Source organism: Micromonospora globbae, from assembly GCF_003610785.1.
Taxonomy (GTDB): Bacteria; Actinomycetota; Actinomycetes; order Mycobacteriales; family Micromonosporaceae; genus Micromonospora; species Micromonospora globbae.
Map to the genome: position 1 here is coordinate 61,228 of NZ_RAQQ01000022.1, position 26,730 is coordinate 87,957.

A 26,730-nucleotide genomic window follows, 5' to 3' on the forward strand; every position below is an offset into this window, starting at 1 on the left:
TCGGGGACGAGCAACAGGAGGACGGCATGCCGAAGCGGCGCAAGGTCGGAAACCTGCTCGCCCTCGCGTCGCTCTCCGCCCTCGTCCAGCGGCCCATGCACCCGTACGAGATCGCCACCGCCCTGCGCACCTGGGGGAAGGACCAGGACATGGAGATCAAGTGGGGGTCCTTCTACACGGTGGTCCGCAACATGGAGCGGCACGGCCTCATCGAGGCCGTGGAGAGTGTCCGGGCGGGCCGGCGGCCCGAGCGGACGGTCTACCGGATCACCGACGCCGGGCGGGCGGAGCTGGTCGACTGGGCGCGCGAGCTGGTGTCCACGCCGGAGCCGGAGCACCCGCGCTTCCGCGCCGGGCTCAGCGTGCTCGCCGCCCTGCACCCCGACGAGGCGGTGACGCTGCTGCGGCGGCGCCTGTCCCTGCTCGACGAGGGGATCCGCGCCGCGCGCGACACGCTCGCCGAGGAGGGGCGGCGGATCCCGCGGCTGTTCCTGGTCGAGTCGGAGTACGACCTGGCCATCCGGGAGGCCGAGGCGGCCTGGGTCCGCGGCCTGCTCGCCGAGCTGACCGCGGGCACCTATCCGGGGCTGGACCAGTGGCGGGCGTTCCACGAGACCGGCGAGATGCCACCGGAACTGACCGAACTCACGGAGAGGGGCGACGGCACGCAGTGACACGACGGCCCCGGCGCGGTGCGCCAACACCGCGCCGGGGCCCTACCTCGGTACCGCACCTGGACGGTGCCCGGCCCGAAGCGGCAACCACGAGGATAGCCGGGCCTCCTCCCAGGTCGGTGCCACACGCGCGCCCACGACTGCCGTGGGCGCGGCGGACGAACGAGCACCCACGACCAGGGAGACGACCATGCCCACAGTCAGAACGGCCATCGTGATCGGCGGCGGTGTCGCCGGCCCCGTGACGGCGCTGGCGCTGCGCCGCGCCGGCATCGCCGCCACCGTGTACGAGGCGTACCCGACCACTGCCGACGGCGTCGGCGGCACCCTCGCGCTGGCGCCCAACGGCGTCGCCGCGCTGCGCGTCGTCGGAGCGGACCGCGCGGTCACCGACATCGCCACCCCGATCCACCGCACGGCCATGGCCGTGGGCCGCAAGCGGTTCGACCTTCCGGGGCTGGCGGACGTGCCCCCGTTGCAGGTGGTGCACCGCGCGGCGCTGCACCGGGCGCTGCACGACAGGGCCCTGGCCGAGGGGGTGGTGATTGAGCACGGCAGGCGCCTCGTCGACGTACGGGAGACGGCCGACTCCGTCACCGCCCGGTTCGCCGACGGCACCACCGCCACGGCCGACGTCCTCGTGGGCGCCGACGGGATCCGCTCGACGGTGCGTACGCTCATCGACCCGGACGCGCCGGGGCCGCACTACACCGGGCTGCTCGGCTTCGAGTCGGTGGCCCGGCACGAGGTGGACGTCGCACCGGGCACCATGACGTTCGCCTTCGGCCGGCGGGGCTACTACATCTACTGGCCGGAGCCGGGTGGCGGCACCCGGTGGGGCGTCAACCTGCCGCAGGACCGGCCCATGACGCTCACCGAGGCCCGCGCCGTGCCCGCCGAGGAGTGGCTGCGTACGCTGCGCGCCGCGTACGGCGACGACGACCCCGGCGGGCAGCTCATGCGCACCAGCGACGCGGACGGGCTCCAGGTGGTGGGCTCGCTGCTGATCATGCCGCCGGTGCCGCGCTGGCACCGGGGGCGGATGGTGCTGGTCGGCGACTCGGCCCACGCGCCATCGAACAGCTCGGGCCAGGGCGCGTCGCTGGCGATCGAGAGCGCCGTGCAGCTCGCGCGCTGCCTGCGGGACCTGCCCGACGTGCCGTCGGCGTTCGCCACCTACGAGCGGCTGCGGCGGGAGCGGGTGGAGAAGGTGGCCGCCCGCGCGGCGCGGATCAACCGGGCCAAGGCGCCCGGTCCGCTGGCCCGGGCGCTCATGCCCCTGCTCATGCCGCTGCTGGTGCGCACGGCCATGAACCCGGAGAAGACGATGGGCCACGAGCAGCGCTACGTCATCGACTGGGACGCCGCGGTGCGCTGACCCCGAGCGACACTCCTCGTCGATCTTGCACTTTCGGCCCGCGAAACGCGAGGCATGTACCTTTCGTCGGGGCCGAAAGTGCAAGATCGCGGGGGCTCGGGACGGCTGTGGCTCGGGACGGGCTGTCAGGCCACGGTGGCGGCCACCGCGGTGCGTGCCACGAGCGCGCGGCGCATGTCGTCGTCGGCGTCGGTGACCACGCGGCGCAGCCCCGGGGTCAGGTCGTCGCGCGCCAGCAGCGCGGCCGCCGCCTCCCAGGTGGACTGCGCCACGGCGTAGCGGGGGTACGCGAGGCTCGCCACCCGCTCCGCCGTCCAGGCCGTACGCCGCCGGGCCGTGGCGGGCATGTCCGCGAAGTACCGGTCGACGTACTCGGCGGTCAGCTCGGCCTGCTCGGGCTGCCAGAAACCCGCCGCGGTCGCCTCGACCAGCCGGTTGGACAGCTCGGTGTTACGGGTGACGATCTCCCAGGCGGCCCGCTTGGCGTCGGCGTCGGGCAGCGCCGCCCGGCACCGGGCGGCCCGTTCCGCGCCCGCCGCGCTGCGGTCGGCCGCCTCCTCGGCGGCGATCTCCGCTTCGCCGGCCGCGCCGAGCACGACGAGCCGGCGCAGCACCGCCCAACGCAGCTCCGCGTCGACGGCCAGTCCGGGCGGCACGTCCCGGCCGGCGAGCCAGCCGGTCAGCAGGTCCGCGTCGGCGGTGGCCTCGACGAGCCCGCGCGTGGCGGCGAGCTGCAGGGAACCGCCGGGCGGCGCGCCGCGCAGCAACGCCGCGCAGGCCTCGGCCATTCGGGCCAGCGCCGCCTCCCGGCTCGCGGGGTCGAGGTAGCGGTCGACGAGCGACCGGCTCATCGTGAGCACGTCCTCGGCGATGATCACCTCGGTCTCGGTGGGCAGCGCCGCGGCGATCAGCGCGACGACGGCGGACACGGGCCGCTCCCCGTCGGTCGCCGCGTCCAGCGCCTCACCCCACAGCAGCGCCCGGGCCAGCGGATCGGCCAGACCCGGCAGCACGAGCGGTACGGCGTCGGCCGAGGCGGGGTCGAGGCGCACCTTCGCGAAGGTGAGGTCGCCGTCGTTGGGCAGCAGCAGCCGGGCGGCCGGGGCCCCGGCCAGCGTGCCCAGCACCGTCCGTCCACCGTCGGCGTCCGGGTCCAGGTCCACCTCGATCCGGTCGACGCCGCCGTCCACGGCGTACCGGCCGACGCCGATGCGGTGCGGGCGCAGCACCGGATGGGACGGCGGCGCGGTCTGCACCACGGCGACCTCGCGGTAGCGCCCGTCGGCGTCGACCCGCACCTCGGCGCGCAGCGTGTTGACCTGCGCCCGGCGCAGCCAGCGCTCGGCCCAGTCGGTGAGGTCCCGACCGCTGGCCGCGCTGAGGCTGGCGAGCAGGTCGGCCAGCGTGGCGTTGCCGAACCGGTGCGCCGCGAAGTGCGCGTTCAACCCCGCCAGGAAGGCGTCGTCGCCGAGCCAGGCGACCAGCTGCCGCAGCACGCTCGCGCCCTTGGCGTACGAGATGCCGTCGAAGTTGAGCAGCGCCTGCGCCGCGTCGGCGACCTCCTCGGGGGCCACGGGGTGGGTGGAGGGGCGCTGGTCGGCGGCGTACCCCCACGCCTTGCGGCGCAGCGCGAACGTCGTCCAGGCACCGCCGAACCGGGTCGCCTCGGCGGTCACCCGGGTGCCCAGGTACTCGGCGAAGGACTCGTTCAGCCACAGGTCGTCCCACCAGCGCATGGTGACGAGGTCGCCGAACCACATGTGCGCCATCTCGTGCGCGATCGTGGTGGCCCGCAGCTCCCGCTGGCTGTCGGTCACCGCCGAGCGGAACACGTAGTCGTCGCGGATCGTGACGAGACCCGGGTTCTCCATGGCGCCGGCGTTGAACTCCGGCACGAACGCCTGGTCGTACTTGCCGAACGGGTAGCGCTCGGCGAACAGCTCGTGGAACCGGTCGAGGCACTGCTTGGTGACGGTGAAGATCTCGTCGGCGTCCGCGTCGAGGTGCTCGGCGAGCGACCGCCGGCAGTAGACGGCCAGCGGAACGCCGTCGTGCTCGTCCCGCCGGACGTGGTACGGCCCGGCGATCAGCGAGAAGAAGTACGTGGCCAGGGGCCTCGTCGGGGCGAACTCCCAGCGCCCCGGGCGCGGGGTGGCCGCGAGCTGCCCGTTGGCCGCCACCGTCCACTCCGGCGGCGCGGTGACGGCGAGGGTCACCGGCGCCTTCAGGTCGGGCTGGTCGAAGGCGGCGAAGATGCGCTGCACGTCGTCGAGGAAGGACATGGCGTAGAGGTAGGTCTCGCCGTCGGCCGGGTCGACGAAGCGGTGCATGCCCTCCCCGGTGTTCGAGTACGCCATCTCCGCCTCGACCGTCAGCGTGTTGTGCTCCCGCAGCCCGGCCAGCGGCAGCCGGTTGTCGTCCAGGTCGCCGGGGTCGAGGGCGCGGTCGTTCAGGCGTACGGCCAGCAGCTTCGCGGGCTTCACCTCGGCGAACGTCGCGGAGCCGGGGGTCGCCCGGAACCGGATCGTGACGCGGGAGTGGAACAGTTCCCCGCCGCCGGTGAGGTCGAGGTCCACGTCGTAGGACTCGACGGTAATCGCCGCGCCACGCGCGGTCGCCTCTACACGGGTCAGGCTCGGCATCCGCTTATCCTGCCCGATGGGGATCCGCACGTGTTTCCCCCGCGACGTGTGCACTGGAGGAATGACCATGGCTCAGCACCCCAAGGGCGACTTCGACCTGTCCCGGGCGGTCTGGCAGCGGGCCGAGGGGGACACCTCCGAGAGCGCCGTGGAGGTCGCCTTCGTCGACGACCTGATCGGCATGCGCAACTCCGCGGAGCCGGACGGGCCGGTGCTGGTGTTCACCCAGGCGGAGTGGGACGCCTTCGTGGCCGGCGCCCAGGACGGCGAATTCGACCTGGACTGACCGCGACCGGTTCACGTGTCGCCGTCGCCCCAGCCGAGGCCGCCCGGGCCGGGGGCGTGGTGGAAGCCGGGGTGGTCGGCGACGTCGGCGCAGCGCTCGCCCTCCGGACCGACGGCGCCGCAGAAGAGGCGCTCGGCCCGGTGCCAGGCGTCGGCTCCGGAGAGGGCGGCCGCGCCGAGCGCCAGCTCGGGCCGCAGCAGGCTCAGCGCCTCGGCGTAGCCGACGGCCAGCTCACGGGCCTGCTCCGGGTTGGCGGCCGTGAAGCCCAGGTGCACGGTGTAGTAGCGGGGACCCGGAGCCGGCCGTCGCGGCGCGGCGATCAGCGGGGTGTCCGCCCCACCCGGGCCCGTGTCGCCCCGGCCGATCTCCAGGCCTCGGCCGGTGCCGTACGCTCCGGTCGACCGCCGCCGCCACTGCGCCGAGTCGTTCCCCCGCATGACCGTCCTCCGTCGTCGTCGTGCCGTCCGTGCCGCACCGCGTCGGCTCCGGTACGCCCCGCCGGTGCCGTGGCGGGTCCGTCTCCGCAAGCCAACCAGATTTCCGCGCTGCTGGGAGGGGCCAGCGGGCGCGGCGTCGAGGGGCGGGAATCGCCGCTCCGAGAGCCCGGGAACGGGGTCGACACGCCGCTGCGGCTGGCCCCCTCCCCCGGCCGACACGCCATGGTCGCTGGCCCCCTCCCTACGGCGCGTCGCGACCGCCGCAGCGCCCGGGAGCCGCCCCGGCGACCGCCGCAGGCGCCCGGGACCCGCCGCCGCGTCGCCGGCACGGGTGGTGCCCCGCCACCGCGCCCGGCGGGATTCAGCGGCCCGGACCCGGGTAGACGCCACCGGCCGGGGCGGCCCGCCGCCGGCGATCCCATGAGGAGGCCCCGATGGCGAGCACCCCGGCCGACCGCAGCCCGGACAGCACGCTCGCCCTGCTCCGCGAGGGCTACCGGTTCATGGGTTCGCGCTGCGACCGGTACGACAGCGACGTCTTCCAGACCCGGCTGCTGCTGCGGCGGACGATCTGCCTGCGCGGACACGCCGCCGCGACGCTCTTCTACGACCAGGACCGCTTCGAGCGGGCCGACGCCCTGCCGCTGCGGGTGCAGCGGACGTTGACCGGGCGCGGCGGGGTGCAGGGCCTCGACGGCCCGGCGCACCGGGACCGCAAGGCGATGCTCATGTCGCTCATGACGCCGACCGCCATCCGGCACCTGGGCCAGCTCTTCGACGACGAGTGGCGGGCCCGGATCCCGGTGTGGGAAGGGGTCGGACCGGTCGTGCTCCACCGGGAACTGGGCCTGATGCTCACCCGGGCGGTCTGCGCGTGGGCCGGCGTGCCGCTGGCGGAGGGGCAGGTCGGACGGCGTACCGCCGACCTGCACTCGATGATCGACAGCGGGGCGGCGGTCGGACCGAGGCACTGGCGGGGGCTGCTCGCCCGCCGGCGTGGGGAGCGGTGGGCCGGCGACCTCGTCGACCGTACGCGCTCCGGCGCCCTGCCGGCACCCACCGGCAGCGCCCTGCGCGTGATCGCCGACCACCGCGACGCGCGCGGCCGCCCGCTGCCCCGCCGGATCGCCGCGGTGGAACTGCTCAACGTGCTACGCCCCACCGTCGCCGTCGACCGGTTCGTCGTGTTCGCCGCGCTCGCCCTGCACGACCATCCGGCGTGGCGGGAGCGGGTCCGCGGCGACGACGAGGCCACCGAGCTCTTCGTGCAGGAGGTCCGCCGGTACTACCCGTTCTTCCCGGCCGCCGCCGCCCGGGTACGGCGCTCCTTCGACTGGCACGGCCACCACTTCCCGCGCGGCCGTCGGGTGCTGCTCGACCTCTACGGCACCAACCACCATCCCGCGCTGTGGCCGGAGCCGGAGCGGTTCCGGCCGGAGCGCTTCGCGGGCCGCCCGCCGGACGCGTTCGCGCCGATCCCGCAGGGCGGCGGTGAGCACCACACCGGGCACCGCTGCGCCGGCGAGTGGCTCACCATCGAGCTGATGAAGCGGGCGGTCACCAACCTGACCAGCACCATGCGGTACGACGTACCCCCGCAGAACCTGGCGGTGAGCCTGCGCCGGATGCCGGCGCTGCCGCCCAGCGGCTTCGTCGTCACCAACGTCCGCCGGACGGCCTGAGGCGGGCGATCCCCGCCCGCCTCAGGCTGCCTGCTCGTCCCGGCCGCCGCGCCGGACCCGCCGGCGCGGCCCGCTCATCCCACCGGGTGCAGCACGGTACGCAGACAGCCGTCCCGCTTCTTCTCGAACAGCTCGTACCCGCGCACCCCCTGGTCGAGCGGCAGCGGGTGCGTGGCCAGGTAACCGGGATCGATCTCGCCGGCGGCGAGCCGGTCCAGCAGCATCGGGATGTAGCGCTGGGCGTGCATCTGCCCCATGCGCAGCACCAGCGCCTTGTTCATGGCCGCGCCGAGCGGGAACTTGTCGACCAGGCCGGCGTAGACGCCCACGATGCTCACCGTGCCGCCCTTGCGGCAGGCCATGATCGCCTGGCGGACGGAGGTCGGCCGGTCGCTCTGCAGGCGGGCCGACTGCTTCAGCCGGTCGTACGCGTAGGTCGGCCCCACGTCGTGCGACTCCATGCCGACGGCCTCGATGCAGGCGTCCGGTCCCCGCCCGGCGGTCATCTCGCGCAGCGCCTCGAGCACGTCGGTGCGCGCGTAGTCGATCGTCTCGACGCCGAGCCGGGCGGCCGCGGTGGCGAGCCGCTCCGGCAGCCGGTCGATGACGATCACCCGCTCGGCGCCGAGGATCTGGGCGCTGCGCGCCGCCATCTGCCCGACCGCGCCGGCGCCCCAGACCGCCACGACCTCGCCGCCCTTCAGCCCGCAGAAGTCGGCCGCCATCCAGCCGGTGGGCATCGCGTCGGAGGCGAAGACCGCCGCGTCGTCGGGCACCCCGTCGGGCACCGGGAACGCGCCGACGTCGCCGAAGGGCACCCGGATGTACTCGGCGTGGCTGCCGGCGTAGCCGCCCGCGGCGTGGGAGTAGCCGAGGATGCCGGCCGGCGAGTGCCCCCAGAGCTTCTCGGTGAGGACCGGCTGGGGGTTGGAGTTGTCGCAGAGCGAGAACTGCTCGGTACGGCAGTACCAGCAGCCGCCGCACGCGACCACGGACCCGACCACCACCCGGTCACCGACGCGCAGCCGCTGCACTCCCGGCCCGGTCTCCACGACCTCGCCCATGAACTCGTGGCCCATGACGTCCCCCTCCCGCATCGCGGGGAGGTATCCGTTGATCAGGTGCAGGTCGGAGCCGCACACGCTGCTCGCCCGCACCTTGACGATGATGTCGCCGGCCGCGCGGACCCGGGGCTCCGGCACGTCGCGTACGGCCAGCTTGCCGACACCTTCCCAGCACAGCGCCCTCACGCGCGTCCTCCCGTCGTGAGCTTCTCCCGGACCTTGTCGGTGGCCCGCTCCTGCCGTTCGCTGCGCCCGGACGGGTCACGCCGGGTGTCGATGATCTGGCCGCACTCGACGAGCGACTTCACCCGGCGCAGGGTGTCCCGGAGGGCCAGGTCCGGCTCGTCGCCCCCGACCAGGCCGAACGCCCGGCGTACCGGCCCGGAGCGGTAGCGCAGCTCGGCGCGGATCTCGGTGCCGCGGTCCTGTGGCGCGTCGACGAGTTCGACCCGTCCCTCCTGCCGGACGGGCCCGTCGACGACCGTCCAGCGCAGCAGCCCCGGCCCCTCGACCGTGATCTCCGCCTGCCAGGCGGTGCCTCCGCCGGCCGGGTCCGCCGCCACGCACCGCCAACGGTCGCCGTCGATCCGTTCGAGGGTCGCCCACTCGGCCAGCGCCCGGTCCAGCCGTTCGCGGTCGGTCCAGAAGCCGATCACCGCGTCCCGTGGCCGGTCCACGGTGATGCCGCGGCGCACCACGTACCACCCGTCCTGCCGCTCGGGCTGGTGCCGCCGGCGGCGTCGGGCCACCAGCCGCCCCACCCCGACGACGCCGACCGTGCCGGCGCCGGCCAGCGCCCACCTCGTCGCCCTGCTCATCATCACGCCTCCTCAGGAACCCCCGGTCCACGCCAGCGCTACCCGCAACAAACCCCCCAAAACCAACCCCACCCGCCCCCTCCCCGCCCCCGCGCGCCTCCCAAGCCCCGCGATCTTGCACTTTCTGCCCCGGCGAACCGGGCGTAAGCCGCGAACCGCGGGCCGAAAGTGCAAGATCGCGGGGGTGGGAGGGGCGGGAGCACGGGCACGCGGGTTCGGGGGCACGCGGGGCCGGGGGTGGGCGGGGTCAGGGGGTGACGTGCTGGCGGGCCTGGTGCGCTTGGTCGCGTACGTCCTGGGCGGCCGAGCGGGTGTCGTCCTTCACGGCGGCGACCGCCTCCTGGGCGGTCTCCCGGACCGACTCGGTGGCGTGCCGCGCGGGTTCGCGCAACTCCTGCTTCAGCTCGCTCGCGACCTCGCCGAGCTTCTGCGTGACGGCGCCGCCGTGCTCGCTCGCCTTCTCCCTGACCTGCGTCGCCACCTGCTGCTCGCGGCGCGTCGCCGGGATCAGCGAGGACGCCAGCCAGCCCACGCCGAAGGCGATGAGGCCGGCCGCGAGGGGGTTGCCCTGCGACGTACGCCGGACGGCCTGCGGTGCGCGGTGCGCGGCGTCACCCACCGTGGACGCGGCCGAGTGCGCGGCGTCGCCCACCGTGGAGACCGCCGACGAGGCCCGGTCGCCCACCGCGTGCGTGGCGTGGCCGGTGGCGTGGCCGAGGTCGGACGTGGTTCCCATGACCCTGTCCCTCACATTCTGCAGAGCGGTACGGACCCGCTGCTTGCGGTCGTCGACGATGCGGCCGGGGCTGACCTTGTACGCCAGCGCGTCCACATCGGAACTCAGGCTGTTGCGGGTGGCTTCGATCTCCCGGCGGATCTGGTCGGGATCGGTGCTCATCGGGTGACTCCCTCCGGACGTGGCTTGAGCGCGTCGGGGATCCGCTGCACGCTGTCGCTGGTCTGCGCGAGGCCCCGCACGCGCCGCGCGTGCTGCCGGGCCTTCGAGTAGAGGACGGCGGCGACCGCGCCCCACACGACGGCCACGATCAGGGCCGCCCAGCCGGCGTCCATCACGTTGGACAGCCCGGCCCAGAGCGCGAGCGAGAGGAAGAGGGCGACCATGTAGCCGCCGAAGCCGGCGCCGCCGAAGAGCCCCGCGGCCTTGCCCGCCTTGCGACCCTCCTCGCGGATCTCCGCCTTGGCCAGCTCCACCTCCTGCCGCATGAGCGTGGACAGGTCCGTGGTGACCTGGCGCAGCAGCTCACCGATCGAACTGCCGCGGACCTCGTCCGCGGTGTGCCGGGCGCCGTCCAGTCCGGGCCCCTGCGTCGGCACGCTCATGCCGCCGTCTCCTTCCGGACGCTCGGGCCGCTCACGGACGCACCGTCCCCTGCGACGGCACGCCGGGCAGCGGGTCCGTGTGGGTAACCGGAGGAAGCGGCTGACCCGTGCCGCCCGCCGGGTCGGCGTAGCTGGTGGTGGTCCGCGGATCGGGGTACCCGGCGGGGGCCGGGTCGAGGTAGCCGTCCACCTGGCCCGACGCCTGGCGTACCGACGGCGGGGTGGGGGTCGGGATCACCGCTGTGCGGTCCGGATCGTCGTACGGGCCGGGGGCCGCGTGCGAGGAGCCGTCGCCGGCGCTGGCGGCGAGGTTGCGGGTCAGCCGGCCGGCGAGCACGCCGAGCACGGCCGCGCCGACGAGGAACGTCCCGCGGTTGCGTCGGGCGTAGTCGCGCACCTCGGAGACGAGGTCGCCGGGCTCCCGTGACTCGAGCCAGCCGGCCACACCGTGCACGCGGTCGGCGGCCTGGCGGGCCAGCTCGCTCACCGGGCCGGACTGACCGCCGTGCTCGGCCATCGCGCGCATCTCGTCGGCGAGCGACCGCAGGCCGCCGGCGGCCCGGCGCTGCTGCTCGCCGGCCTGCGTGACGACCTGGTTGCGGGCCTCGCCGTAGAGGTCGCGGGCCTGCCGGGCGGCCTCGCGGCCGACCTCCCGGCCCTGCTCGCGGGCCGTCTCGGCTACCGCGCCGCCCGCGTGGGCAGCCTCCGAGCCGACCTGGCGTGCCTGCTCGCGTACGCCGCCGCCGTTGGCCGAGTCCGGCCCGTACGGGGCCGTCGTGGGTGACAGATCGTAGGTCATGATGTCCCTTCCGCTCGATAAGTCGTCGCGGTGGTGCTTGGGGGGGAGATGGCGGGGAACGCACCGCCGTCACCGGATGACCTACCCTCCGTCGCCGGGTCCATACCTGTTCCGGCGTTTCTCTGCGCCACGCCCGGTCCGGACTTCAAAATGGAGGATCGTCGGCTGCGTCACGTCGCCGCCACGGAGCGTGACCCACACGGTCCGTACGACCAGTGCCCGGAGCATCCGCGGGCGGAGCAATCCACGGAGGTGGCATCGATGGCACGGGACGCCCGCGGTGGCCGACCGGCGGGGTCGAGGCCCCTGGTCCAGCTGGCCGCCGCGGCGGTCGGCGCGGTGTTCCTCCTGGTCGGCGTGCTGGGCTTCGTCCCGGGGGTGACCACCGGCTACGACCAGCTCACCGCCGCCGGGCACCACTCGGGCGCGAAGCTGTTCGGCGTGTTCCAGATCTCGATCCTGCACAACGCCGTGCACCTGCTGTTCGGGGTGCTCGGCCTCGCGATGGCCCGCACCATCGGGGCGTCCCGCCTGTTCCTGGCTGGCGGCGGCGCCCTCTACCTCGGCATCTGGCTCTACGGGTTCGTGATCAAGCACGAGAGCGCGGCCAACTTCCTGCCGCTCAACAACGCCGACAACTGGCTGCACCTGGGGCTGGGCTTCGGCATGCTCGTGCTCGGGCTGCTGCTCTCCAACCAGTACGGCACGGGCGGCCGGCTGGACACCCCCGTCGACCGTCCCTGAAGGCCCCGACACCCGACCGGCGGGTGGCTCGACCGGGTGGTGCCTGCCGTACGGCGTTTGCCGAGTGATCCGGTAGGGCAACGGAGAGTCACGGATCACCGCCAAGGAGGTCGAGATGCCGCGCTGACTCCGCAACAACGCTCTCACGATCGCCATGTTCGGCGCGTTCTTCGTCTTCCTGACGTTGCAGAGCGTGTTCGGCTGGCAGACCCACAACGAGGAGCTGGCCGAGTTCGGCGCCGCACCGCTGAGCTGGCCCGCGTACCTGGGCACGGGCCACTTCGCCGAGGCGGTCTTCGAGAACTGGGAGTCGGAGTTCCTCCAGATGGGCGGCTACGTCCTGCTCACCGCGTACCTGGTGCAGCGGGGGTCGGCCGAGTCGAAACCGGAGGACCAGACGGACCGGCCCGAGGACGACGAGCGCCGCGCCACGCCCGCCTCGCCCTGGCCGGTCCGCGTGGGCGGGGTGCCGCTGCTGATCTACCGCAACAGCCTGTCCCTCGCCCTGCTGCTGATCTTCGCGGGCTCGTTCCTCGGGCACCTGCTCGGCGGCACGGCCCAGTACAACGCCGAGCAGGCGTTGCAGAGCGGCGCCCCGCCGATCAGCGCGCTCCAGTTCCTCGGCACCAGCGACTTCTGGTTCCAGTCGATGCAGAACTGGCAGAGCGAGTTCCTGGCGGTCGGCACGCTGATCGTGCTGAGCATCTTCCTGCGCCAGCACGCCTCGCCCGAGTCGAAGCCGGTCACCGTGGCGCACGCGCAGACCGGAGCCTGAGCCGGGGTGAGGCGTCCGCCCGCGCCCGGCCGCCGTCAGGCCGCGGCAGGCCGACGTCAGGCCGCGCCCGGCCGTCGTCAGGCCGCGGCAGGCCGACGCCGTCAGGACCGGCAGCCCCCCGCCGTCACCGCGCGGCGGCCGGGCTCGATCAGGCCCGCACCGGCAGGCGCTTGGCGAAGCAGACGCTGTACGGGTTGCCGACGTACGGGCCGTAGACGGGGATCGGCTCGTACCCGCACGAGGTGTAGAGCCCGATGGCGGCGGGCAGGTAGGTGCCCGTCTCCAGGCAGATCCTCGTGTGGCCGCGCTGGTAGGCCAACTCCTCCAGGGCCGCCAGCAACTGACGGGCGATCCCCCGGCCGCGCAGCGCCGGCCGGACGTACATCCGCTTGACCTCGCCGGTCTCCTCGTCGAGCGCCTGGAGGCCGCCGCAGGCGACCGCCCGGCCGTTGACCACCACCGCGAGGTAGCGGATGTCGTCGTGGGTCGCCGTCGCCTGCCCGTCCAGCCCGCCGTCGGCCTCGCGCAGCTCACGCTGCTGGGCGGTGACGAGCGCGGCGATCTCGGGGTCGGTGGCGGGGCGGGACTCGATCAGCACCCTCTCACGGTATGCCGGGCGGATTTCCGCCAGGTTTCCGCGGAACGGCCCGATCGCAGACGGTACGGGGCTATTCGGCGTCCTCGCTGCCGCTCGCCACGTCCGCCCCGACCCCGTCCGCCTCGACCCCGCCCGACTCGATCTCGTCGGCCGGACGCTGCCGGCGGGCCTTGCGGGCGGCCAGCCGCTCGGCCGCGGTGGCCCGCGTCGGCCTCTCCTCCAACCGCTGGTCGGTGCCCCGGACGCCGGGGACGAAGTCGGCGCCGGCGTAGAGGGTGGGCTGCCAGTCGAACTCGCGCTCCCCGATCCGCACCAGGTCCCCGGGCTGGGCGCCGGCCTTGGCGAGCTGGTCCTCGACGCCGAGCCGGGCCAGCCGGTCGGCGAGGTAGCCGACCGCCTCGTCGTTGTCGAAGTTCGTCTGCCGGACCCAGCGCTCCGGGCGCGCCCCGCGCACCGTGTACGAGCCGTCGGGCTCCGCCTCCACGGTGAAGCCGGCGTCGTCCACGGCGGTCGGCCGGATCACGATCCGGGTGGGCTCGGCGACCGGCGCCGCGGCGCGGGCCGCCTCGACCAGCTCCGCCATGGCGTACGTGAGCTCCTTGAGCCCTTCCCGCGTGGCGGTGGACACCTCGAACACGCGGAACCCACGCGCCTCCAGATCGGGCCGGACCATCTCCGCGAGGTCACGGCCGTCCGGAATGTCGATCTTGTTGAGCGCCACGAGCCGGGGCCGGTCGGCGAGGCCGCCGTACTCGTTCAGCTCGGCCTCGATGGCGTCGATGTCGGCCAGCGGGTCGCGGTCGAGCTCCAGCGTCGCGGTGTCGATGACGTGCACCAGCACGGCGCAGCGCTCGATGTGCCGGAGGAACTCCAACCCCAGGCCCTTGCCGCTCGCCGCGCCGGGGATCAGGCCGGGCACGTCGGCGACCGTGAACGTGTGGTTGTCGACGCGCACCACGCCCAGGTTCGGCACCAGGGTGGTGAACGGGTAGTCGGCGATCTTCGGCTTGGCCGCCGAGATCACCGAGATGAGGGAGGACTTTCCGGCCGACGGGAAACCGACCAGCCCGACGTCGGCGACGCTCTTCAGCTCCAGCACCACGTCGAGCTTCTCGCCCGGTTCGCCCAGTTCCGCGAAGCCGGGCGCCTTGCGCCGGGCGTTGGCCAGCGCCGCGTTGCCCCGGCCGCCGCGGCCGCCGCGGGCCACCTCGAAGGTGGTGCCGGCGCCCACCATGTCGGCCAGGACCGTGCCGTCGAGGGTCTGCACCACGGTCCCGTTGGGGACCTTGAGCACCAGGTCGGCACCGTTGGCGCCGTCCCGGTGCGAGCCGGCGCCGCCCTTGCCGTTCCCCGCCTTCACGTGCGGGCGGAAGTGGAAGTCGAGCAGCGTGTGCACCTGCGGGTCGACGACGAGCGACACGCTGCCGCCGTGCCCACCGTTGCCGCCGTCCGGGCCGCCGAACGGCTTGAACTTCTCCCGGTGGATCGAGACACAGCCGTGCCCGCCGTCGCCAGCCTGCAGGTGCAGGACGACCCGGTCAACGAACGTCGTCACGCCGTCAATCCTTCCAGCGGGGACCGCCCCGCATCAGAAAACGCGAAGCGGGCCGGGACACCAGGTCCACGGCCCGCAACGCCGGAGAACTACTGCTGCGGCACGATGCTGACGGTCTTGCGACCGCGCTTGGTGCCGAACTGGACCGCACCGTCGGCCAGCGCGAAGAGCGTGTCGTCGCCACCGCGGCCGACCAGGTCACCGGGGTGGAACTTGGTGCCCCGCTGCCGGACGAGGATCTCGCCGGCGCTGACCACCTGACCACCGAAGCGCTTCACGCCGAGCCGCTGCGCCGCGGAGTCACGGCCGTTACGCGAGCTGGACGCACCCTTTTTGTGAGCCATCTGTGGACGACCTACTTCCCGCTGGAGATGCCGGTCACCTTGACCTGGGTCAGCGGCTGGCGGTGACCCTGGCGCTTGTGGTAGCCGGTCTTGTTCTTGAACTTGTGGATCCGGATCTTGGGGCCCTTGGTGTGCGCGGCGATCTCGCCGGACACCGCGACCTTGGCAAGCTGGGCCGCGTCGGTCACCAGGTCGTCACCGTCGACGAGGAGCACCGCGGTGAGCTGCACCGCGTCGCCGGGGGCGCCGGCGAGCTTCTCGACCTCGATCACGTCGCCCTCGGCGACCTTGTACTGCTTGCCGCCGGTCTTGACGATCGCGTACATCGGAGGCGGACTCCCTGTCGTTGAGGCTGCTGGTGGTCGTCCCCGCGGCGGCTCGCCGGGTAGCAGTGGCACGGCGGCGCGGGCACGCGGGAACTCGGCACACAAGAGTGCGCCGCAGGCAAGCGTACGCCATGGGCCCGCCCCGCCCCAAACCGACCCGGCCGATCAGCCCCGGCAGAGCTGGTCGAGGCGCTGCCGGAGGCGGTCCAGCTCGGTCTCGTCGAGCCCGCCCACGTCGGTGCCCATCGCCGCGACCTCGGCGTCCAGGTCGCGCAGGAGCGCGGCGAGCGACGGGTCCGCGGCCCGCGCCGACTGCTCCCGGAGGGTGCGCCGCCAGCCGTCGAGCGCCGCCTCGGCCCGGCGCCGGGCGGTCTCGGCGGCCGTGTGGTCGTTCGCCCCGATGGCCGCGACCATCCTGCCGAGTTCCTCGTCGTACGTCCGGATCGCGGTGGCCTCCGCCCGCTGGACCGCGGCGCAGACCGCCGGGGCGTTCTCGCCGGCCGGCGCACCACCCCCGACGGCCGGGCCGGCGGTCGGAGCCGCGGGCGGACCGCTCCCGGTGGCCGGACCCGCGGTCGGACCGCTCCCGCTCGTGGCCGGCGCGGTCGGGCCCGGCGCGGTCCCGGTCGGCGACGCCGCCCCCGGGCCGGTGCCGCCGCAGCCGCCGGCCGCGCAGAGGCCCGTGGCCAGCACGGTGGCGACGAGCAGACGCATCGGCATCCCTCCGCGAGGTCCCGGCCGCGGACGACGGCCCGCCGGCGACCAGCTCCGCCGCACGGACCGGGCCCCGTCCCCGCATCGTGCCGGGGCCGGGGCCCTGCCGTCCACTCGCCGGTCCGCCCTCGCGGGCAGGGCCGCTACGGGCGGGTACGCCGCCGGGCGCCGCCGCGGCGGGACCGCCGCCGGCCGGTGCCGCCGACCTCCTCGTCGCCCTCGTCGCCGAGCGCGTCCGGGTCGTCCGCGGCCGCCAACCGCGCCGCGTCACCCGCCTGGCTGTCGGCGACCGCCGGGGCGGCCTCCGTGTCCGTCTCGTAGCGGGACAGGTCGTAGCCCATCGTGTCGTAGTAGTCGGCCTCGTGGCTGGTGGCCGTGTCGGACCCCGTGACGGCGGCCGCGCTGGTGGTCGCGTCCGCGGCGGTGGTGTCGGCGTCGGTGTCGGCCTCGCTGACCTCGGCCACGGCCCGCTCCACCGGGGCGCTCTTGCGCGCCCGGCGCCGCGAACCGGCACCGCCGGACTCGGCGACCGGGGCTGCGACCGCCGAGGCCACCGCCTTGACCTTCTCGCCGGCACCGCCCGTACGCGGCTTCTCCGGCACCGGCTCGGTGTGGATGATCACGCCGCGGCCCTTGCAGCACTCGCAGGTCTCGCTGAACGCCTCCAGCAGCCCGGCGCCGATCCGCTTGCGGGTCATCTGCACGAGGCCCAGCGAGGTGATCTCGGTGACCTGGTGCTTGGTGCGATCCCGGCCGAGGCACTCGGTCAGCCGACGGAGCACCAGCTCCCGGTTCGACTCCAGCACCATGTCGATGAAGTCGATCACGATGATGCCGCCGATGTCGCGCAGCCGGAGCTGCCGGACGATCTCCTCGGCGGCCTCGAGGTTGTTCCGGGTGACCGTCTCCTCCAGGTTGCCGCCGGCGCCCGTGTACTTGCCCGTGTTGACGTCGACCACGGTCATCGCCTCGGTCCGGTCGATCACCAGGTGGCCGCCGGAGGGAAGGAAGACCTTGCGGTCGAGGCCCTTGAGGATCTGCTCGTCGATCCGGTACTCGGCGAAGACGTCGGTCGTGCCGACGTGCCGGCGCAGCCGCGGCACCAGGTCCGGCGAGACGTGCGACAGGTACGACTCGACCATGTCGTACGACTCGTCGCCCTCGATGACCAGTTCGCGGAAGTCCTCGTTGAACAGGTCCCGGACCACGCGAATGACCAGGTCGGGCTCCTCGTAGAGCAGCACCGGCGCGCCGCCCTCGGCCGCCTTGGCCTGGATGTCCTCCCACTGCGCCTGGAGCCGCTTGACGTCCCGGGCCAGCTCGTCCTCGCTGGCGCCCTCGGCGGCCGTCCGGACGATCACACCGGCACCGTCCGGCACCAGCTTCTTCAGCACGTCCCGCAGCCGCTTGCGCTCGGTGTCCGGCAGCTTCCGGCTGATCCCGGACGCGTTGCCGTTCGGCACGTACACGAGGTGCCGGCCGGAGAGCGCGATGTGGCTGGTCAGCCGGGCGCCCTTGTGCCCGATCGGGTCCTTGGTGACCTGGACGAGCACCGAGTCGCCGGACTTGAGCGCCTGCTCGATCGAGCGGGCGCGGCCCTCCAGGCCGGTGGCGTCCCAGTTGACCTCGCCGGCGTACAGCACGGCGTTACGGCCCCGCCCGATGTCGACGAACGCCGCCTCCATGCTGGGCAGGACGTTCTGCACCTTGCCGAGGTAGACGTTGCCGGCCATCGTGGCCGACGAGTTGCGCGTGACGTAGTGCTCGACGAGGACGCCGTCCTCGAGCACCGCGATCTGCGTACGGTCGCCGCGCTGCCGGACCGCCATCACGCGGTCCACCGCCTCCCGGCGGGCCAGGAACTCGGCCTCGCTGAGGATCGGCGGGCGCGTACGCCGCTGCTCCCGGCCGTCCCGGCGGCGCTGGCGCTTGGCCTCCAGCCGGGTGGACCCGGAGACGCCCTGCACCTCGTCCACGGTCCGGCGCGGCTCCCGGATCTTGACGACCGTCGGGACGCCGTCGTCCGCGACCGTCGTCTCGGTGTCCCCGGCACCCCGGCGGCGGCGCCGACGGCGACGCCGGGTCAGCCCCTCGCCGCCGTCGGTGTCCTCGTCCTCGGCCTCCTCGACGGCCTCCTCCGGCTCGGCCTCGGCCTGAGCCGCAGCCTCCTCGGACTCCTCGTCCTCGGCCTCCTCGACGCCGCCCCTGCCCCGGCCGCGCCCGCGGCGGCCACGCCGGCGCCGGCGCCGGCCCGCCAGGGACTCGTCCTCGTCCTCCTCCGCCTCGGCGGCCTCGACGGCCTCCTCGGTCGGCTCCTGCTCGGCCTCGACGGCCTCCACCGGCTCGGCCTCGCGGCGACCCCGGCGGCGACGGCGGGGCTGCTCGGCGGGCTCCTCGCCGGCCGGCTCCTCGCTCGGGCCGGGCTCCACGACCCGGACGAGCGGCACCGCGTCCGGCTGCGGGGGCATGAAGAGCACGGTGGGCGCGGACAGCGCGGCCCGCCGGCGGGGCGTACGCCGCTCCTCCGGCTCGGCGGCCTCGGCCGGCTCGGTCAACCGCTCGGCGGCCCCGGGCACGGCGACACCGGGCGGCACCTCCCCCGACTGGGGCTCCGCGCCGCTGGTGGGCCGCTTCGTGGCCGCCTCGGCGGCCGGCGGAGCCTCGCCGGGCTTCCCGCCGGCGGTCTCCTCGGTGGCCGCGCCGGCCTCGGCGGTCGCCGGTCCCGCCTCGGCGGCCGGCTCCTCGGAGGTCTCGGCGGGCGTCTCCGCCACCGGCTCGGCCAACTCCTCGGTAGTGTCGGCGGGCGTCTCCGCGGCCGGTCGGGTCGGCTCGGTGGCGGTCTCCGCGGCCGGCTCGGCCTCGGCGACCGGCTCGCCCGGCAGGCCGGCGGTCTCGGCGGGCGTCTCCGCCGCCGGCTCGGCCGCCGCGGGCGCGGTCTTGCGCCGCCGCGTACGGGTGACCTTGACGGGCGGGACGACCTCCGCGGAGGCCTCCTCGGCGGACGCCGCGACCACCGGCTCCTCGACGGCCTTCGCGGCGGTCGCCTTGCGGCGCCGACGCGGGGTCTTCGGCGCGTCGTCGAGGTCGCCGGAGAGCGGCGCGAAGACCTCCGCCTGGGGGGACTCCGCGCTGCCGGTGCCGGTGGCGGGCGCCGCGGCCGGCGCGTCGACCTGCTCCGGCTGGTTCACCGGTGTGGCACGCCGCCGCGTGGCCCGGGCCCGTCGGGCGGGTGGGGCCTCGGCGGCCGGGGGCTCGTCGGCGACGCCCCGCGTGCCGGTCGCCTCGCCGGCGGCGCCCCCGTCCACGGGGTTCTTCTGCTGTTCGGCGGTCTCGCCGGCCGGCTGTGAACCGGGCCGTTCGCCGCCCTCGGGCTCGTTCTCGAGCATGGACGTTCTCCAGTTCTGGCTGCCCCGGGCGCGGGTGAGCGCTGCCACGCAGGGTCGCCGCAAAGGTGTTTCCGCCGGCGCGCGAGGTGCGCGACGGCCGAAGTCTGCCTACCTGAACGCCGACCGTCGGTCAGCGTTCACCGATGGTTGCCCCGTCGCGGTCCGCATCCAACGGATCCACGATCTCGCCCTGCGCGGTCAGCGTGCCCTGAGCCAGCCGGGTCACACGCGGCGGAACCGGCGGCTCCAGGCCGGCCACCACGCGGAGGCCGGAAAGGACGTCATCGGGCCGTACGGACGGGGTGACCTGCCGCACGACCACTTCGAGTATCGCACACGGTACGGCCGGTCCCCCGGAAGGCGTCTCCGTCGGTGCCGCCACATCGATGGCGATGACCGCCCCTCGCGCGTCGAAGGTGCGCCGGCCCTGCTTGGTCATCCGCTCGACCAGCACCTCTCCGGCGGCGGTGAACGCGTCGACGGCGGCGCGGAGCGCGGATGGGTCCACCTCCGGCAACTCCACCCGCCAGGACGACGCCTCGATCCGGTCGGCCAGGCTGCCGCCGGTCGCCACCACCGCGTCCACCACGTCGAGCCCCGGCGAGAGCGCCGAGTCCAGGGCGATCCGCAGCTGCTCCGGGTCGACCGGCGCCTGAAGCGCGATCTCCAGGTATTCCGCCTCGCTCGCCACACCCGTCGGGGCGGCGCTCGCGTACGAGATCTTCGGGTGCGGGGTGAAGCCCTGCGAGTAGGCCACCGGTACGCCGGCCCGGCGTACGGCCCGCTCGAAGGCCCGGGCGAAGTCCCGGTGCGAGGTGAACCGCAGCGGCCCCCGCTTGGCGTACCGGATCCGGACGCGCTGGACGACCGGCGCCTGGCCGCCCTCGGGTTGAGGCTTTCTGGCGATCGTGAGCTCCTCGGGTGAACCTGCGTGTCCGTTCCATCCTGGCGCAGGGCCCGGGACGGGACGCGGCCGGGGCAGCCGGACCCCGGATGAACCGGCACGAAGCGGTCGTCCCGGCCCGGCGGGAACCGCCTCCCAGAGCGCGGTGACCGGCCGGTGATCGGCCCCGAAACCGTGCGGTTCGTCACTTGGAGGAGGGGCACCGGATCGGCCAGGCGTGGCACACGTGGCCGGCCGGCACGCCCACCCCCGCGGCCGATCGGGACCACACGCCCCGGCCTCGCCGCGGCCACGCCGGCGGCCCGCCGGGACGCACGCTCCCCGGCGGGCCACGACGGTCAGGACGGGTTGCCGCTCCCCGGCGGCGGGTACGACCCCGGCGGTGCGGGAGGCGCGCCGGGCGGGGCGTACGGGCCACCCTGCGGGGGCGGCTGGTACCCGCCGGCCGGCGGCCCGTAACCGCCCGGAACGGGCGGCGCGCCCGGGGAGCCGTAGCCGCCCGGGGTCGGGGGACCGTAGCCGGGGGCCGGGGAGCCGTAGCCGCCGGGGGCCGGCGGCGCGCCCGGCGGGAGGTGACCGGCCGGGACGGGTGGCCCACCGGGCTGCCCGTAGCCGTGACCGGCCGCCTGGTCGAGCGCCTCGTCCGGGACGTCGGCCGCCCGGGCCGCCTCACGCCGGTACCTGCGGCGGTTCCAGATCAGGAACACCACCAGCGCCACCAGCACCACGAGCGCCACGGCGATGCCGATGCCGATCACCATGACCTGCTGGTCGGTGGGACCACCCCGGTCGCCGTACTTCGTGACGTCGAACTCGTCGTCCTCGGCCGCCTGGTCGGGAGCCGCGCTGGCGCTGGCCGCCGGGCCGAGCAGCGGGTTCGCGGAGACCCGCGGCACGTCCGCGGTCAGCGCGGCGACCGGGTCGATGAGGCCGAAGCCGTACTGAGGGTCGCGGCCGGTCGGACCCGCGTCCCGGGCGGTCCGGATGATCCGGTTGATGACGTTCGGCGCGTCGAGATCCGGGTGCTCCGCGCGGATCAGCGCCGCGACGCCCGAGACGATGGCCGCGGCGTCCGAGGTGCCGTCGCCCCACCCGTAGCCGTGCTCGGGCCCGATGTTGAAGATGCCGTCGCCGGGAGCGGCGATCACCGCCTCCGGCCCCTGGACGGAGCCCGACCAGAAGCTGCCGCCCCGGGTCGTGCCGGTCACCGCGATGACGCCGGGCGTGTTCGCGGGGCTGCTGACGTCCACCGCGCCGTCGGCCGTGTTGCCGGCGGCGGCGATCACGACGACGTCCTTCTCCAGCGCGTACCGGATCGCGCTCTCCTGGTCGGGGTCGGACATACCGGGCGCGCCGAAGGACATGTTGATCACCTTGGCGCCGGCGTCGACCGCCATCCGGATGCCGAGAGCGACCGCCTCGTTGCTGTTCTGGCCGGTGCCCTTGCGTAGCTTGATGGGGAGGATCTTCGCGTCGGGCGCGACCCCGACCACGCCGTCGCTCCCGGCGTTCCGCGCCGCGATGATCCCGGCCATGTGCGTGCCGTGGCCGTCCTCGTCAGCGCGCCCGTCTCCCGGGGCGCCGTAGCTGCGCGCCCCGGGAAGCACCTGGCCACGAAGCTCCGGATGGGTGGCGTCGACGCCGCTGTCCAGCACCGCCACGACCACTCCGCGGCCGGTGGAGACCTTGTGTGCCCGGTCGATGCGCAGCTCGTCCAGGTACCACTGCTCGGCCCGCCGGTCGGCCGCGGCCGCCGGTTGGGCGGCCCCCAGCACCATCAGCCCGGCCAGCAGGCCGGCTGTGATCGGCCGGAGTGCGCCGACGTTCACCCTCATCCGTCCGTCCTTATCGCAGGATGCCCGGGGACGCGGAGCCGTCGCTGCCCCACGGATCGTCGTCCTCAGTCAACCACGACGAGTGCTCGCTGCCGGAGCTGCCGGCGCCGGCGCCGTGACCGCCCATGCCACCGCCCATCATGCCGGCGCCCATCATCCCGGCGCCCCGAGCACCGCCCGCGCCCGCGGCGCCGGCGCCACCGGCCGCGGCACGCAGGGCGTTGGCGGCGCTGGTCATGGGCGGCACCTTGCCGTTGCCGCCGCCCATCATGCCGGGGACGGCGCCCACGCCGATCCCGCCGGCCGCGCCGACGCCACCGCCGCCGATCCCCCCGGCCGCACCCACGCCGCCGCCGCCGATCCCGCCGGCCCCGGCGCTGCCCAGCCCGGGGCCGCCCGCGCCGCTGTACCCGCTTCCGATGGTGCTGGGCGGTGAGGCGCCGGCGAGGCCGGTGCCGAAGTCGCTGTCGCCGGTGCCCGGGTAACCGGCGGACGGCGGCGTGAGGCTGCCGGGGCCGCCGCCGATGCCACCCGTGCCGCCACCTCCGTGGTCACCGCCGCCGATCGTCGGCGGGGTGATCTTGGGAGTGTCGCCGCGGTACGGGCCGGGGTCGCCCATCTTCGGGGTCGAGCTGTCGATGGAGGGGCGGACGCTGCTGGGATCGGCTCCGCCGTCGAAGCCGCCGCCGATGTCGGGGCGGCCCGTCGGCGGGACGCGGTCCTCCGGCCGGTAGCCGCCGTAGTCGTCCTGGCCGGACGGCGCCCGCACGATGAGCTTCGGGCGCTCGTCGACCACCGCGGTGGGCAGCGGCGACATGGCCTTGTTGGCCGCCGACATGTTGTCGTTGTACCAGTTGTCCAGGTGGGACTTGGTGTCCCACAAGCCGCCCCGCTTGTTGTCACTGGCCTGGCCGTCGACCTTCATGGTCGCCTCCAGGTCGTCCGCCTTGTCGCGGAACGCGCCGTCGGCGTACGACGCGGGGTTGCTCTGGTAGTCCTTGCGCAACGCCGCGAGGAAGCCCGACTGGCTCTCGCCGTCGCGCGCGTCGTCGAGCTCGGTGCCGTTGGGCAGGCTCCACTCGTTCCAGCCGAAGTCGTCCATGAGCGGGATCGGGATGCTCGCGACGGCCTTGCGGATGTCGGCCTCGATCCGGGTGAGCGCCCCGCTCACGTTGCTCGCGTCGGTGATGAGCTCCTCAATGTCCTTGCCCATCTCACCGAGGTGCTCGCGGTACGCGTCACCGCCGCTGCCCTTCCAGCCGGCGAGCATGCCGGGCAGACCGCCGACGTTCGGGCGCTCCGTGCCGGGCGCGACCGGCCCGATGAACGAGCGCCCGGCCAGGGCGTCGCGCAGGTAGCCCAGCGCGGTCGACAGGTTCTTCCAGCCCGCGCCGACCGAACCGACCGTCTCCGGATCCGCCGAGAGCGTCACCTCGCGGACGCACCGCTCCCACGTTCCTCCAGCCATGACCCTCTCCCCCTCAGGCCGTGTACGGGTAGGTGGACGGCGGCGTTCCGCCCGCCTGCGGCGGCGGAGCGGCGGACTCCAGCATCCGTTCGATCTCCTTGCCCGTGGCGGCGTTGCGCGCCTCGACGTCGCGGAACGCCTGGGCGATGTCCTCGGTGCCCTTCTTGAGCGCGGCGAGCCGGGTGGAGAGCTGCTTGATGTGAGCCTCCATGTTGGCCGTCGACGTGGTCAGCGCCTGCCACTGCATCCGGGCGTCCTCGTACGCCCCGAAGGGCGTGCCGTTGGGGACCGTCTGACCGTGCTCGCTGTCCCCCTTCATCCGCTCCTTGATGCGCTCCATCTCGTAGGTGATGGTCTCGTCGACGTACTGCTTCAAACGCTCGACGTACGCCGCCGCCGCGTCGAGGTCCTCGACGCTGACGGTCAGATCGCCGACGTCCGGCGGTCTGATGTCACCCATGTTGCTGCCCTCCCCGTCGCCGACCGGCCAATCGGTCCATGTGGGACGCAGCGTATCCATTGACGGCCAGTCGGGTCACCCCCACCCCGTGTCATGGTAGGTGGGCCGCACGACAGGGCCCGGACACGCCGGAGCGCGGGAACCGTGCCGGTTCCCGCGCTCGGTGCTGGTCGGCGACGCCGCCCGGGGCAAGCCCGCGTCGGCGCTACCGCTGCGCGCCGGTGGGCAGCTTCAGTCCCTTGACCGGCGTCAGCGGCAGCAGCTTCCGGCCGGTGGGGCCGATCTGGATCTCGGTGTCCATGGACGGGCAGACGCCGCAGTCGAAGCACGGGGTCCACCGGCAGTCGTCCTGCTCGTACTCGCTGAGCGCGTCCTGCCAGTCCTGCCAGAGCCAGTCCTTGTCGAGGCCGGAGTCGAGGTGGTCCCAGGGCAGGACCTCCAGCTCGTCGCGCTCCCGCGTCGTGTACCAGTCGAGGTCGACGCCGTAGGCCGGCAGCACCTCGGCGGCGGCGTCCACCCACCGCTGGAACGAGAAGTGCTCGCTCCACCCGTCGAACCGGCCGCCGTTCTCCCAGACCTTGCGGATCACCGCGCCGACCCGGCGGTCGCCCCGGCTGAGCAGGCCCTCGATGAGCGACGGCTCCCCGTCGTGGTAGCGGAAGCCGATGGCCCGGCCGAGCGAACGGTCCGCGTTGATGGCGTCCTTGAGCAGCTTGAGCCGGCGGTCGATGACCTCGGGCCGCTCCATGGCCGCCCACTGGAACGGCGTGTGCGGCTTCGGCACGAACCCGCCGATGGAGACGGTGCAGCGGATGTCCTTCGAGCCGGTGGCCGCCCGCCCCGCCTTGATGACCTCGTGGGCCATCCGGGCGATCTGGAGCACGTCCTCGTCGGTCTCGGTGGGCAGGCCGCACATGAAGTAGAGCTTCACCTGCCGCCAGCCGTTGGTGTACGCCGTCACGACGGTGCGGATGAGGTCCTCCTCCGACACCATCTTGTTGATCACCCGGCGGATCCGCTCCGACCCGCCCTCCGGGGCGAACGTCAGGCCCGTCCGCCGGCCGTTGCGGGACAGCTCCTGGGCCAGCTCGATGTTGAACGCGTCCACCCGGGTCGACGGCAGGGAGAGCGAGACGTTGGTGCCCTCGTACTGCTGCGCCAGGCCGGAGCACATGTCGCCGATCTCGGAGTGGTCGGCCGACGACAGCGACAGCAGGCCCACCTCGTGGAAGCCGGAGAACTCCAGCCCCTGCTGCACCATCTGGCCCACGGTGGTGATCGAGCGCTCCCGTACCGGCCGGGTGATCATGCCCGCCTGGCAGAAGCGGCAGCCGCGGGTGCAACCGCGGAAGATCTCCACCGCGTACCGCTCGTGGACCGTCTCGGCGAGCGGCACCAGCGGCTTCTTGGGGTACGGCCAGGCGTCCAGATCCATGGTGGTGCGCTTGTGCACCCGGAACGGCACGTCCGGGCGGTTCGGCACGACCCGCTGGATCCGGCCGTCCGGCAGGTAGTCCACGTCGTAGAAGCGCGGCACGTAGACGCTCTCGGTGCGGGCCAGCCGCAGCAGCAGCTCGTCGCGACCGCCCGGGCGGCCCTCGGCCTTCCAGTCCCGGACGATGGCGGTGATCTCCAGGACCGCCTCCTCGCCGTCACCGAGCACGGCGGCGTCGACGAAGTCGGCGATCGGCTCCGGGTTGAACGCGGCGTGCCCGCCGGCCAGGACCACCGGGTCGGCGTCGGTCCGGTCGGCGGCGAGCAGCGGGATGCCGGCCAGGTCGATCGCCGTGAGCAGGTTGGTGTAGCCCAGCTCGGTGGCGAAGGAGACGCCGAACACGTCGAAGTCGCGCACCGGGCGGTGGGCGTCGACGGTGAACTGCGGCACGCCGTGGGCGCGCATCAGCTTCTCCAGGTCCGGCCAGACGGCGTACGTCCGCTCGGCGAGCACGTCGGGCAGCTCGTTGAGCACCTCGTACAGGATCTGCACGCCCTGGTTGGGCAGGCCGACCTCGTACGCGTCCGGGTACATCAGCGCCCAGCGCACGGCCGCCGCGTCCCAGTCCTTGACCACCGCACCCAGCTCACCACCGACGTACTGGATGGGCTTGGTCACCTGGGGCAACAGCGGCTCCAGTCGGGGCCAGACGGAGTTCGCCGCGACGGGGCGCGAAGTCGTGGACGGGACGCTCATGATGCCCAAGGGTACGCGCCCGCCCGAGCGCGACCACGCGCGCGGCGGGATCCGCCGTGGCGTGGTCGACCCCCACCCGGTCACCCCGACCGCCGCAGGTCAGCGGGTCGCCGCTCACGCAGGCGCGGGCACGGCCCCGGGGCGCGGTGGGCGGATCCCCACGGTTGGCGGGCCGGTACTAACCTCGGGTCGGCGCGAGAGGAGATTGCCGCGATGCCGCAGCCGGGGACGGACCGGCCGGCCCACGGGAGCACCCCGGGCACGGGGCCGGACCGTGATCCGGCCGTCGCCGGGGACGCGACCTCCCCC

General features: G+C 74.3%; 23 protein-coding genes and 1 pseudogene. 6 read left to right on the forward strand and 18 right to left on the reverse strand.

The window, feature by feature from the left end; genetic code table 11:
* The first annotated feature begins 26 nt into the window (after positions 1-26).
* A complete protein-coding gene (locus tag D7I43_RS25685; RefSeq protein ID WP_120331139.1) occupies positions 27-674 on the forward strand; it encodes a PadR family transcriptional regulator in 648 nt (215 codons plus the stop codon).
* A gap of 190 nt (positions 675-864) precedes the next feature.
* Positions 865-2,052, forward strand: a complete 1,188-nt coding sequence (locus D7I43_RS25690) for an FAD-dependent monooxygenase (RefSeq protein ID WP_120331140.1) — start codon at positions 865-867, stop codon at positions 2,050-2,052.
* A 125-nt stretch (positions 2,053-2,177) separates the two neighbouring features.
* Here D7I43_RS25690 and pepN read toward each other — a convergent pair whose 3' ends face one another.
* Positions 2,178-4,694: an aminopeptidase N gene (pepN, locus tag D7I43_RS25695; protein ID WP_120331141.1), complete on the reverse strand. Its 2,517-nt coding sequence runs from the start codon at positions 4,692-4,694 to the stop codon at positions 2,178-2,180.
* A gap of 67 nt (positions 4,695-4,761) precedes the next feature.
* Between pepN and D7I43_RS25700 the strand changes: the two genes are divergently transcribed.
* Positions 4,762-4,980, forward strand: coding sequence for a DUF397 domain-containing protein (locus D7I43_RS25700; protein WP_091346888.1), 219 nt, complete (start codon positions 4,762-4,764; stop codon positions 4,978-4,980).
* Positions 4,981-4,991: 11 nt separating this feature from the next.
* On the opposite strand, the gene D7I43_RS25705 is transcribed toward D7I43_RS25700, so the two are convergent.
* Positions 4,992-5,417 carry a hypothetical protein gene (locus tag D7I43_RS25705; RefSeq protein WP_240033148.1) on the reverse strand — a complete coding sequence of 142 codons (426 nt, stop codon included), beginning with the start codon at positions 5,415-5,417 and terminating at the stop codon, positions 4,992-4,994.
* 434 nt (positions 5,418-5,851) lie between these two features.
* Between D7I43_RS25705 and D7I43_RS25710 the strand changes: the two genes are divergently transcribed.
* On the forward strand, positions 5,852-7,099 hold the full coding sequence (locus tag D7I43_RS25710; RefSeq protein WP_120331142.1) for a cytochrome P450: 1,248 nt from the start codon (positions 5,852-5,854) through the stop codon (positions 7,097-7,099).
* 74 nt (positions 7,100-7,173) lie between these two features.
* Here the strand turns inward: D7I43_RS25710 and D7I43_RS25715 are convergent, their stop codons facing one another.
* From D7I43_RS25715 to D7I43_RS25735, 5 genes are all read right to left on the reverse strand, one after another.
* Positions 7,174-8,349 carry a zinc-dependent alcohol dehydrogenase gene (locus D7I43_RS25715; protein ID WP_120331143.1) on the reverse strand — a complete coding sequence of 392 codons (1,176 nt, stop codon included), beginning with the start codon at positions 8,347-8,349 and terminating at the stop codon, positions 7,174-7,176.
* Complete coding sequence (locus tag D7I43_RS25720; RefSeq protein WP_240033150.1) at positions 8,346-8,981, reverse strand: SRPBCC family protein; 636 nt, start codon at positions 8,979-8,981, stop codon at positions 8,346-8,348. Before D7I43_RS25720 ends, D7I43_RS25715 begins: the two co-directional genes overlap by 4 nt.
* 247 nt (positions 8,982-9,228) lie before the next feature.
* A complete protein-coding gene (locus D7I43_RS25725; protein ID WP_120331145.1) occupies positions 9,229-9,879 on the reverse strand; it encodes a DUF3618 domain-containing protein in 651 nt (216 codons plus the stop codon).
* On the reverse strand, positions 9,876-10,322 hold the full coding sequence (locus tag D7I43_RS25730) for a phage holin family protein (RefSeq protein ID WP_120331146.1): 447 nt from the start codon (positions 10,320-10,322) through the stop codon (positions 9,876-9,878). The genes D7I43_RS25725 and D7I43_RS25730 overlap by 4 nt, the downstream gene beginning before the upstream one ends.
* 31 nt (positions 10,323-10,353) lie before the next feature.
* Positions 10,354-11,121, reverse strand: coding sequence for a hypothetical protein (locus D7I43_RS25735; protein WP_120331147.1), 768 nt, complete (start codon positions 11,119-11,121; stop codon positions 10,354-10,356).
* Between the two features lie 261 nt (positions 11,122-11,382).
* On the opposite strand from D7I43_RS25735, the gene D7I43_RS25740 reads away from it, so the two are divergent.
* Positions 11,383-11,865, forward strand: a complete 483-nt coding sequence (locus D7I43_RS25740; RefSeq protein ID WP_120331148.1) for a DUF4383 domain-containing protein — start codon at positions 11,383-11,385, stop codon at positions 11,863-11,865.
* 139 nt (positions 11,866-12,004) lie between these two features.
* A pseudogene (locus D7I43_RS25745) lies at positions 12,005-12,640 on the forward strand (DUF6766 family protein); the annotation flags it as partial.
* A 148-nt stretch (positions 12,641-12,788) separates the two neighbouring features.
* Here the strand turns inward: D7I43_RS25745 and D7I43_RS25750 are convergent.
* The 11 genes from D7I43_RS25750 to D7I43_RS25800 all read right to left on the reverse strand — a co-directional run bounded on the left by D7I43_RS25750 (position 12,789) and on the right by D7I43_RS25800 (position 26,421).
* The gene (locus D7I43_RS25750; protein ID WP_120331150.1) at positions 12,789-13,238 is read right to left on the reverse strand and encodes a GNAT family N-acetyltransferase; all 450 of its coding nucleotides are present in this window, start codon (positions 13,236-13,238) and stop codon (positions 12,789-12,791) included.
* A 70-nt stretch (positions 13,239-13,308) separates the two neighbouring features.
* Positions 13,309-14,793, reverse strand: a complete 1,485-nt coding sequence (gene obgE / locus D7I43_RS25755; protein ID WP_120331151.1) for a GTPase ObgE — start codon at positions 14,791-14,793, stop codon at positions 13,309-13,311.
* An 89-nt stretch (positions 14,794-14,882) separates the two neighbouring features.
* A complete protein-coding gene (rpmA, locus tag D7I43_RS25760; protein WP_120331152.1) occupies positions 14,883-15,137 on the reverse strand; it encodes a 50S ribosomal protein L27 in 255 nt (84 codons plus the stop codon).
* A gap of 11 nt (positions 15,138-15,148) precedes the next feature.
* Entirely contained in the window at positions 15,149-15,463 is a 315-nt protein-coding gene (gene rplU / locus D7I43_RS25765) for a 50S ribosomal protein L21 (RefSeq protein WP_120331153.1), read from the reverse strand.
* A 165-nt stretch (positions 15,464-15,628) separates the two neighbouring features.
* Positions 15,629-16,177 carry a hypothetical protein gene (locus D7I43_RS25770; protein ID WP_120331176.1) on the reverse strand — a complete coding sequence of 183 codons (549 nt, stop codon included), beginning with the start codon at positions 16,175-16,177 and terminating at the stop codon, positions 15,629-15,631.
* Between the two features lie 143 nt (positions 16,178-16,320).
* Positions 16,321-19,563 (reverse strand): Rne/Rng family ribonuclease, encoded by a 3,243-nt coding sequence (locus tag D7I43_RS25775; RefSeq protein ID WP_120331154.1) that lies wholly within the window; start codon positions 19,561-19,563, stop codon positions 16,321-16,323.
* Between the two features lie 130 nt (positions 19,564-19,693).
* A complete protein-coding gene (locus D7I43_RS25780) occupies positions 19,694-20,413 on the reverse strand; it encodes a TIGR03936 family radical SAM-associated protein (protein WP_120331177.1) in 720 nt (239 codons plus the stop codon).
* A gap of 392 nt (positions 20,414-20,805) precedes the next feature.
* Positions 20,806-22,302, reverse strand: a complete 1,497-nt coding sequence (gene mycP / locus D7I43_RS25785; RefSeq protein WP_120331155.1) for a type VII secretion-associated serine protease mycosin — start codon at positions 22,300-22,302, stop codon at positions 20,806-20,808.
* A gap of 10 nt (positions 22,303-22,312) precedes the next feature.
* Positions 22,313-23,770 (reverse strand): hypothetical protein, encoded by a 1,458-nt coding sequence (locus D7I43_RS25790; protein WP_120331156.1) that lies wholly within the window; start codon positions 23,768-23,770, stop codon positions 22,313-22,315.
* A 13-nt stretch (positions 23,771-23,783) separates the two neighbouring features.
* Complete coding sequence (locus tag D7I43_RS25795; RefSeq protein ID WP_120331157.1) at positions 23,784-24,230, reverse strand: hypothetical protein; 447 nt, start codon at positions 24,228-24,230, stop codon at positions 23,784-23,786.
* 205 nt (positions 24,231-24,435) lie between these two features.
* On the reverse strand, positions 24,436-26,421 hold the full coding sequence (locus tag D7I43_RS25800; RefSeq protein WP_120331158.1) for a TIGR03960 family B12-binding radical SAM protein: 1,986 nt from the start codon (positions 26,419-26,421) through the stop codon (positions 24,436-24,438).
* Between the last annotated feature and the right edge of the window lie 309 nt (positions 26,422-26,730).

What these genes read in the sequence shown, in the direction of transcription:
- D7I43_RS25730 (WP_120331146.1), bottom strand. Translation starts at nt 10,322, where the DNA reads ATGAGCGTGCCGACGCAGGGGCCCGGACTGGACGGCGCCCGGCACACC.
- rpmA (WP_120331152.1), bottom strand. Translation starts at nt 15,137, where the DNA reads ATGGCTCACAAAAAGGGTGCGTCCAGCTCGCGTAACGGCCGTGACTCC.
- D7I43_RS25700 (WP_091346888.1), top strand. Translation starts at nt 4,762, where the DNA reads ATGGCTCAGCACCCCAAGGGCGACTTCGACCTGTCCCGGGCGGTCTGG.
- D7I43_RS25800 (WP_120331158.1), bottom strand. Translation starts at nt 26,421, where the DNA reads ATGAGCGTCCCGTCCACGACTTCGCGCCCCGTCGCGGCGAACTCCGTC.
- D7I43_RS25770 (WP_120331176.1), bottom strand. Translation starts at nt 16,177, where the DNA reads ATGCGTCTGCTCGTCGCCACCGTGCTGGCCACGGGCCTCTGCGCGGCC.
- D7I43_RS25740 (WP_120331148.1), top strand. Translation starts at nt 11,383, where the DNA reads ATGGCACGGGACGCCCGCGGTGGCCGACCGGCGGGGTCGAGGCCCCTG.
- D7I43_RS25720 (WP_240033150.1), bottom strand. Translation starts at nt 8,981, where the DNA reads ATGAGCAGGGCGACGAGGTGGGCGCTGGCCGGCGCCGGCACGGTCGGC.
- D7I43_RS25735 (WP_120331147.1), bottom strand. Translation starts at nt 11,121, where the DNA reads ATGACCTACGATCTGTCACCCACGACGGCCCCGTACGGGCCGGACTCG.
- D7I43_RS25725 (WP_120331145.1), bottom strand. Translation starts at nt 9,879, where the DNA reads ATGAGCACCGATCCCGACCAGATCCGCCGGGAGATCGAAGCCACCCGC.
- D7I43_RS25685 (WP_120331139.1), top strand. Translation starts at nt 27, where the DNA reads ATGCCGAAGCGGCGCAAGGTCGGAAACCTGCTCGCCCTCGCGTCGCTC.
- D7I43_RS25705 (WP_240033148.1), bottom strand. Translation starts at nt 5,417, where the DNA reads ATGCGGGGGAACGACTCGGCGCAGTGGCGGCGGCGGTCGACCGGAGCG.
- D7I43_RS25775 (WP_120331154.1), bottom strand. Translation starts at nt 19,563, where the DNA reads ATGCTCGAGAACGAGCCCGAGGGCGGCGAACGGCCCGGTTCACAGCCG.
- D7I43_RS25795 (WP_120331157.1), bottom strand. Translation starts at nt 24,230, where the DNA reads ATGGGTGACATCAGACCGCCGGACGTCGGCGATCTGACCGTCAGCGTC.
- pepN (WP_120331141.1), bottom strand. Translation starts at nt 4,694, where the DNA reads ATGCCGAGCCTGACCCGTGTAGAGGCGACCGCGCGTGGCGCGGCGATT.
- D7I43_RS25710 (WP_120331142.1), top strand. Translation starts at nt 5,852, where the DNA reads ATGGCGAGCACCCCGGCCGACCGCAGCCCGGACAGCACGCTCGCCCTG.
- rplU (WP_120331153.1), bottom strand. Translation starts at nt 15,463, where the DNA reads ATGTACGCGATCGTCAAGACCGGCGGCAAGCAGTACAAGGTCGCCGAG.
- D7I43_RS25690 (WP_120331140.1), top strand. Translation starts at nt 865, where the DNA reads ATGCCCACAGTCAGAACGGCCATCGTGATCGGCGGCGGTGTCGCCGGC.
- mycP (WP_120331155.1), bottom strand. Translation starts at nt 22,302, where the DNA reads ATGAGGGTGAACGTCGGCGCACTCCGGCCGATCACAGCCGGCCTGCTG.
- D7I43_RS25790 (WP_120331156.1), bottom strand. Translation starts at nt 23,770, where the DNA reads ATGGCTGGAGGAACGTGGGAGCGGTGCGTCCGCGAGGTGACGCTCTCG.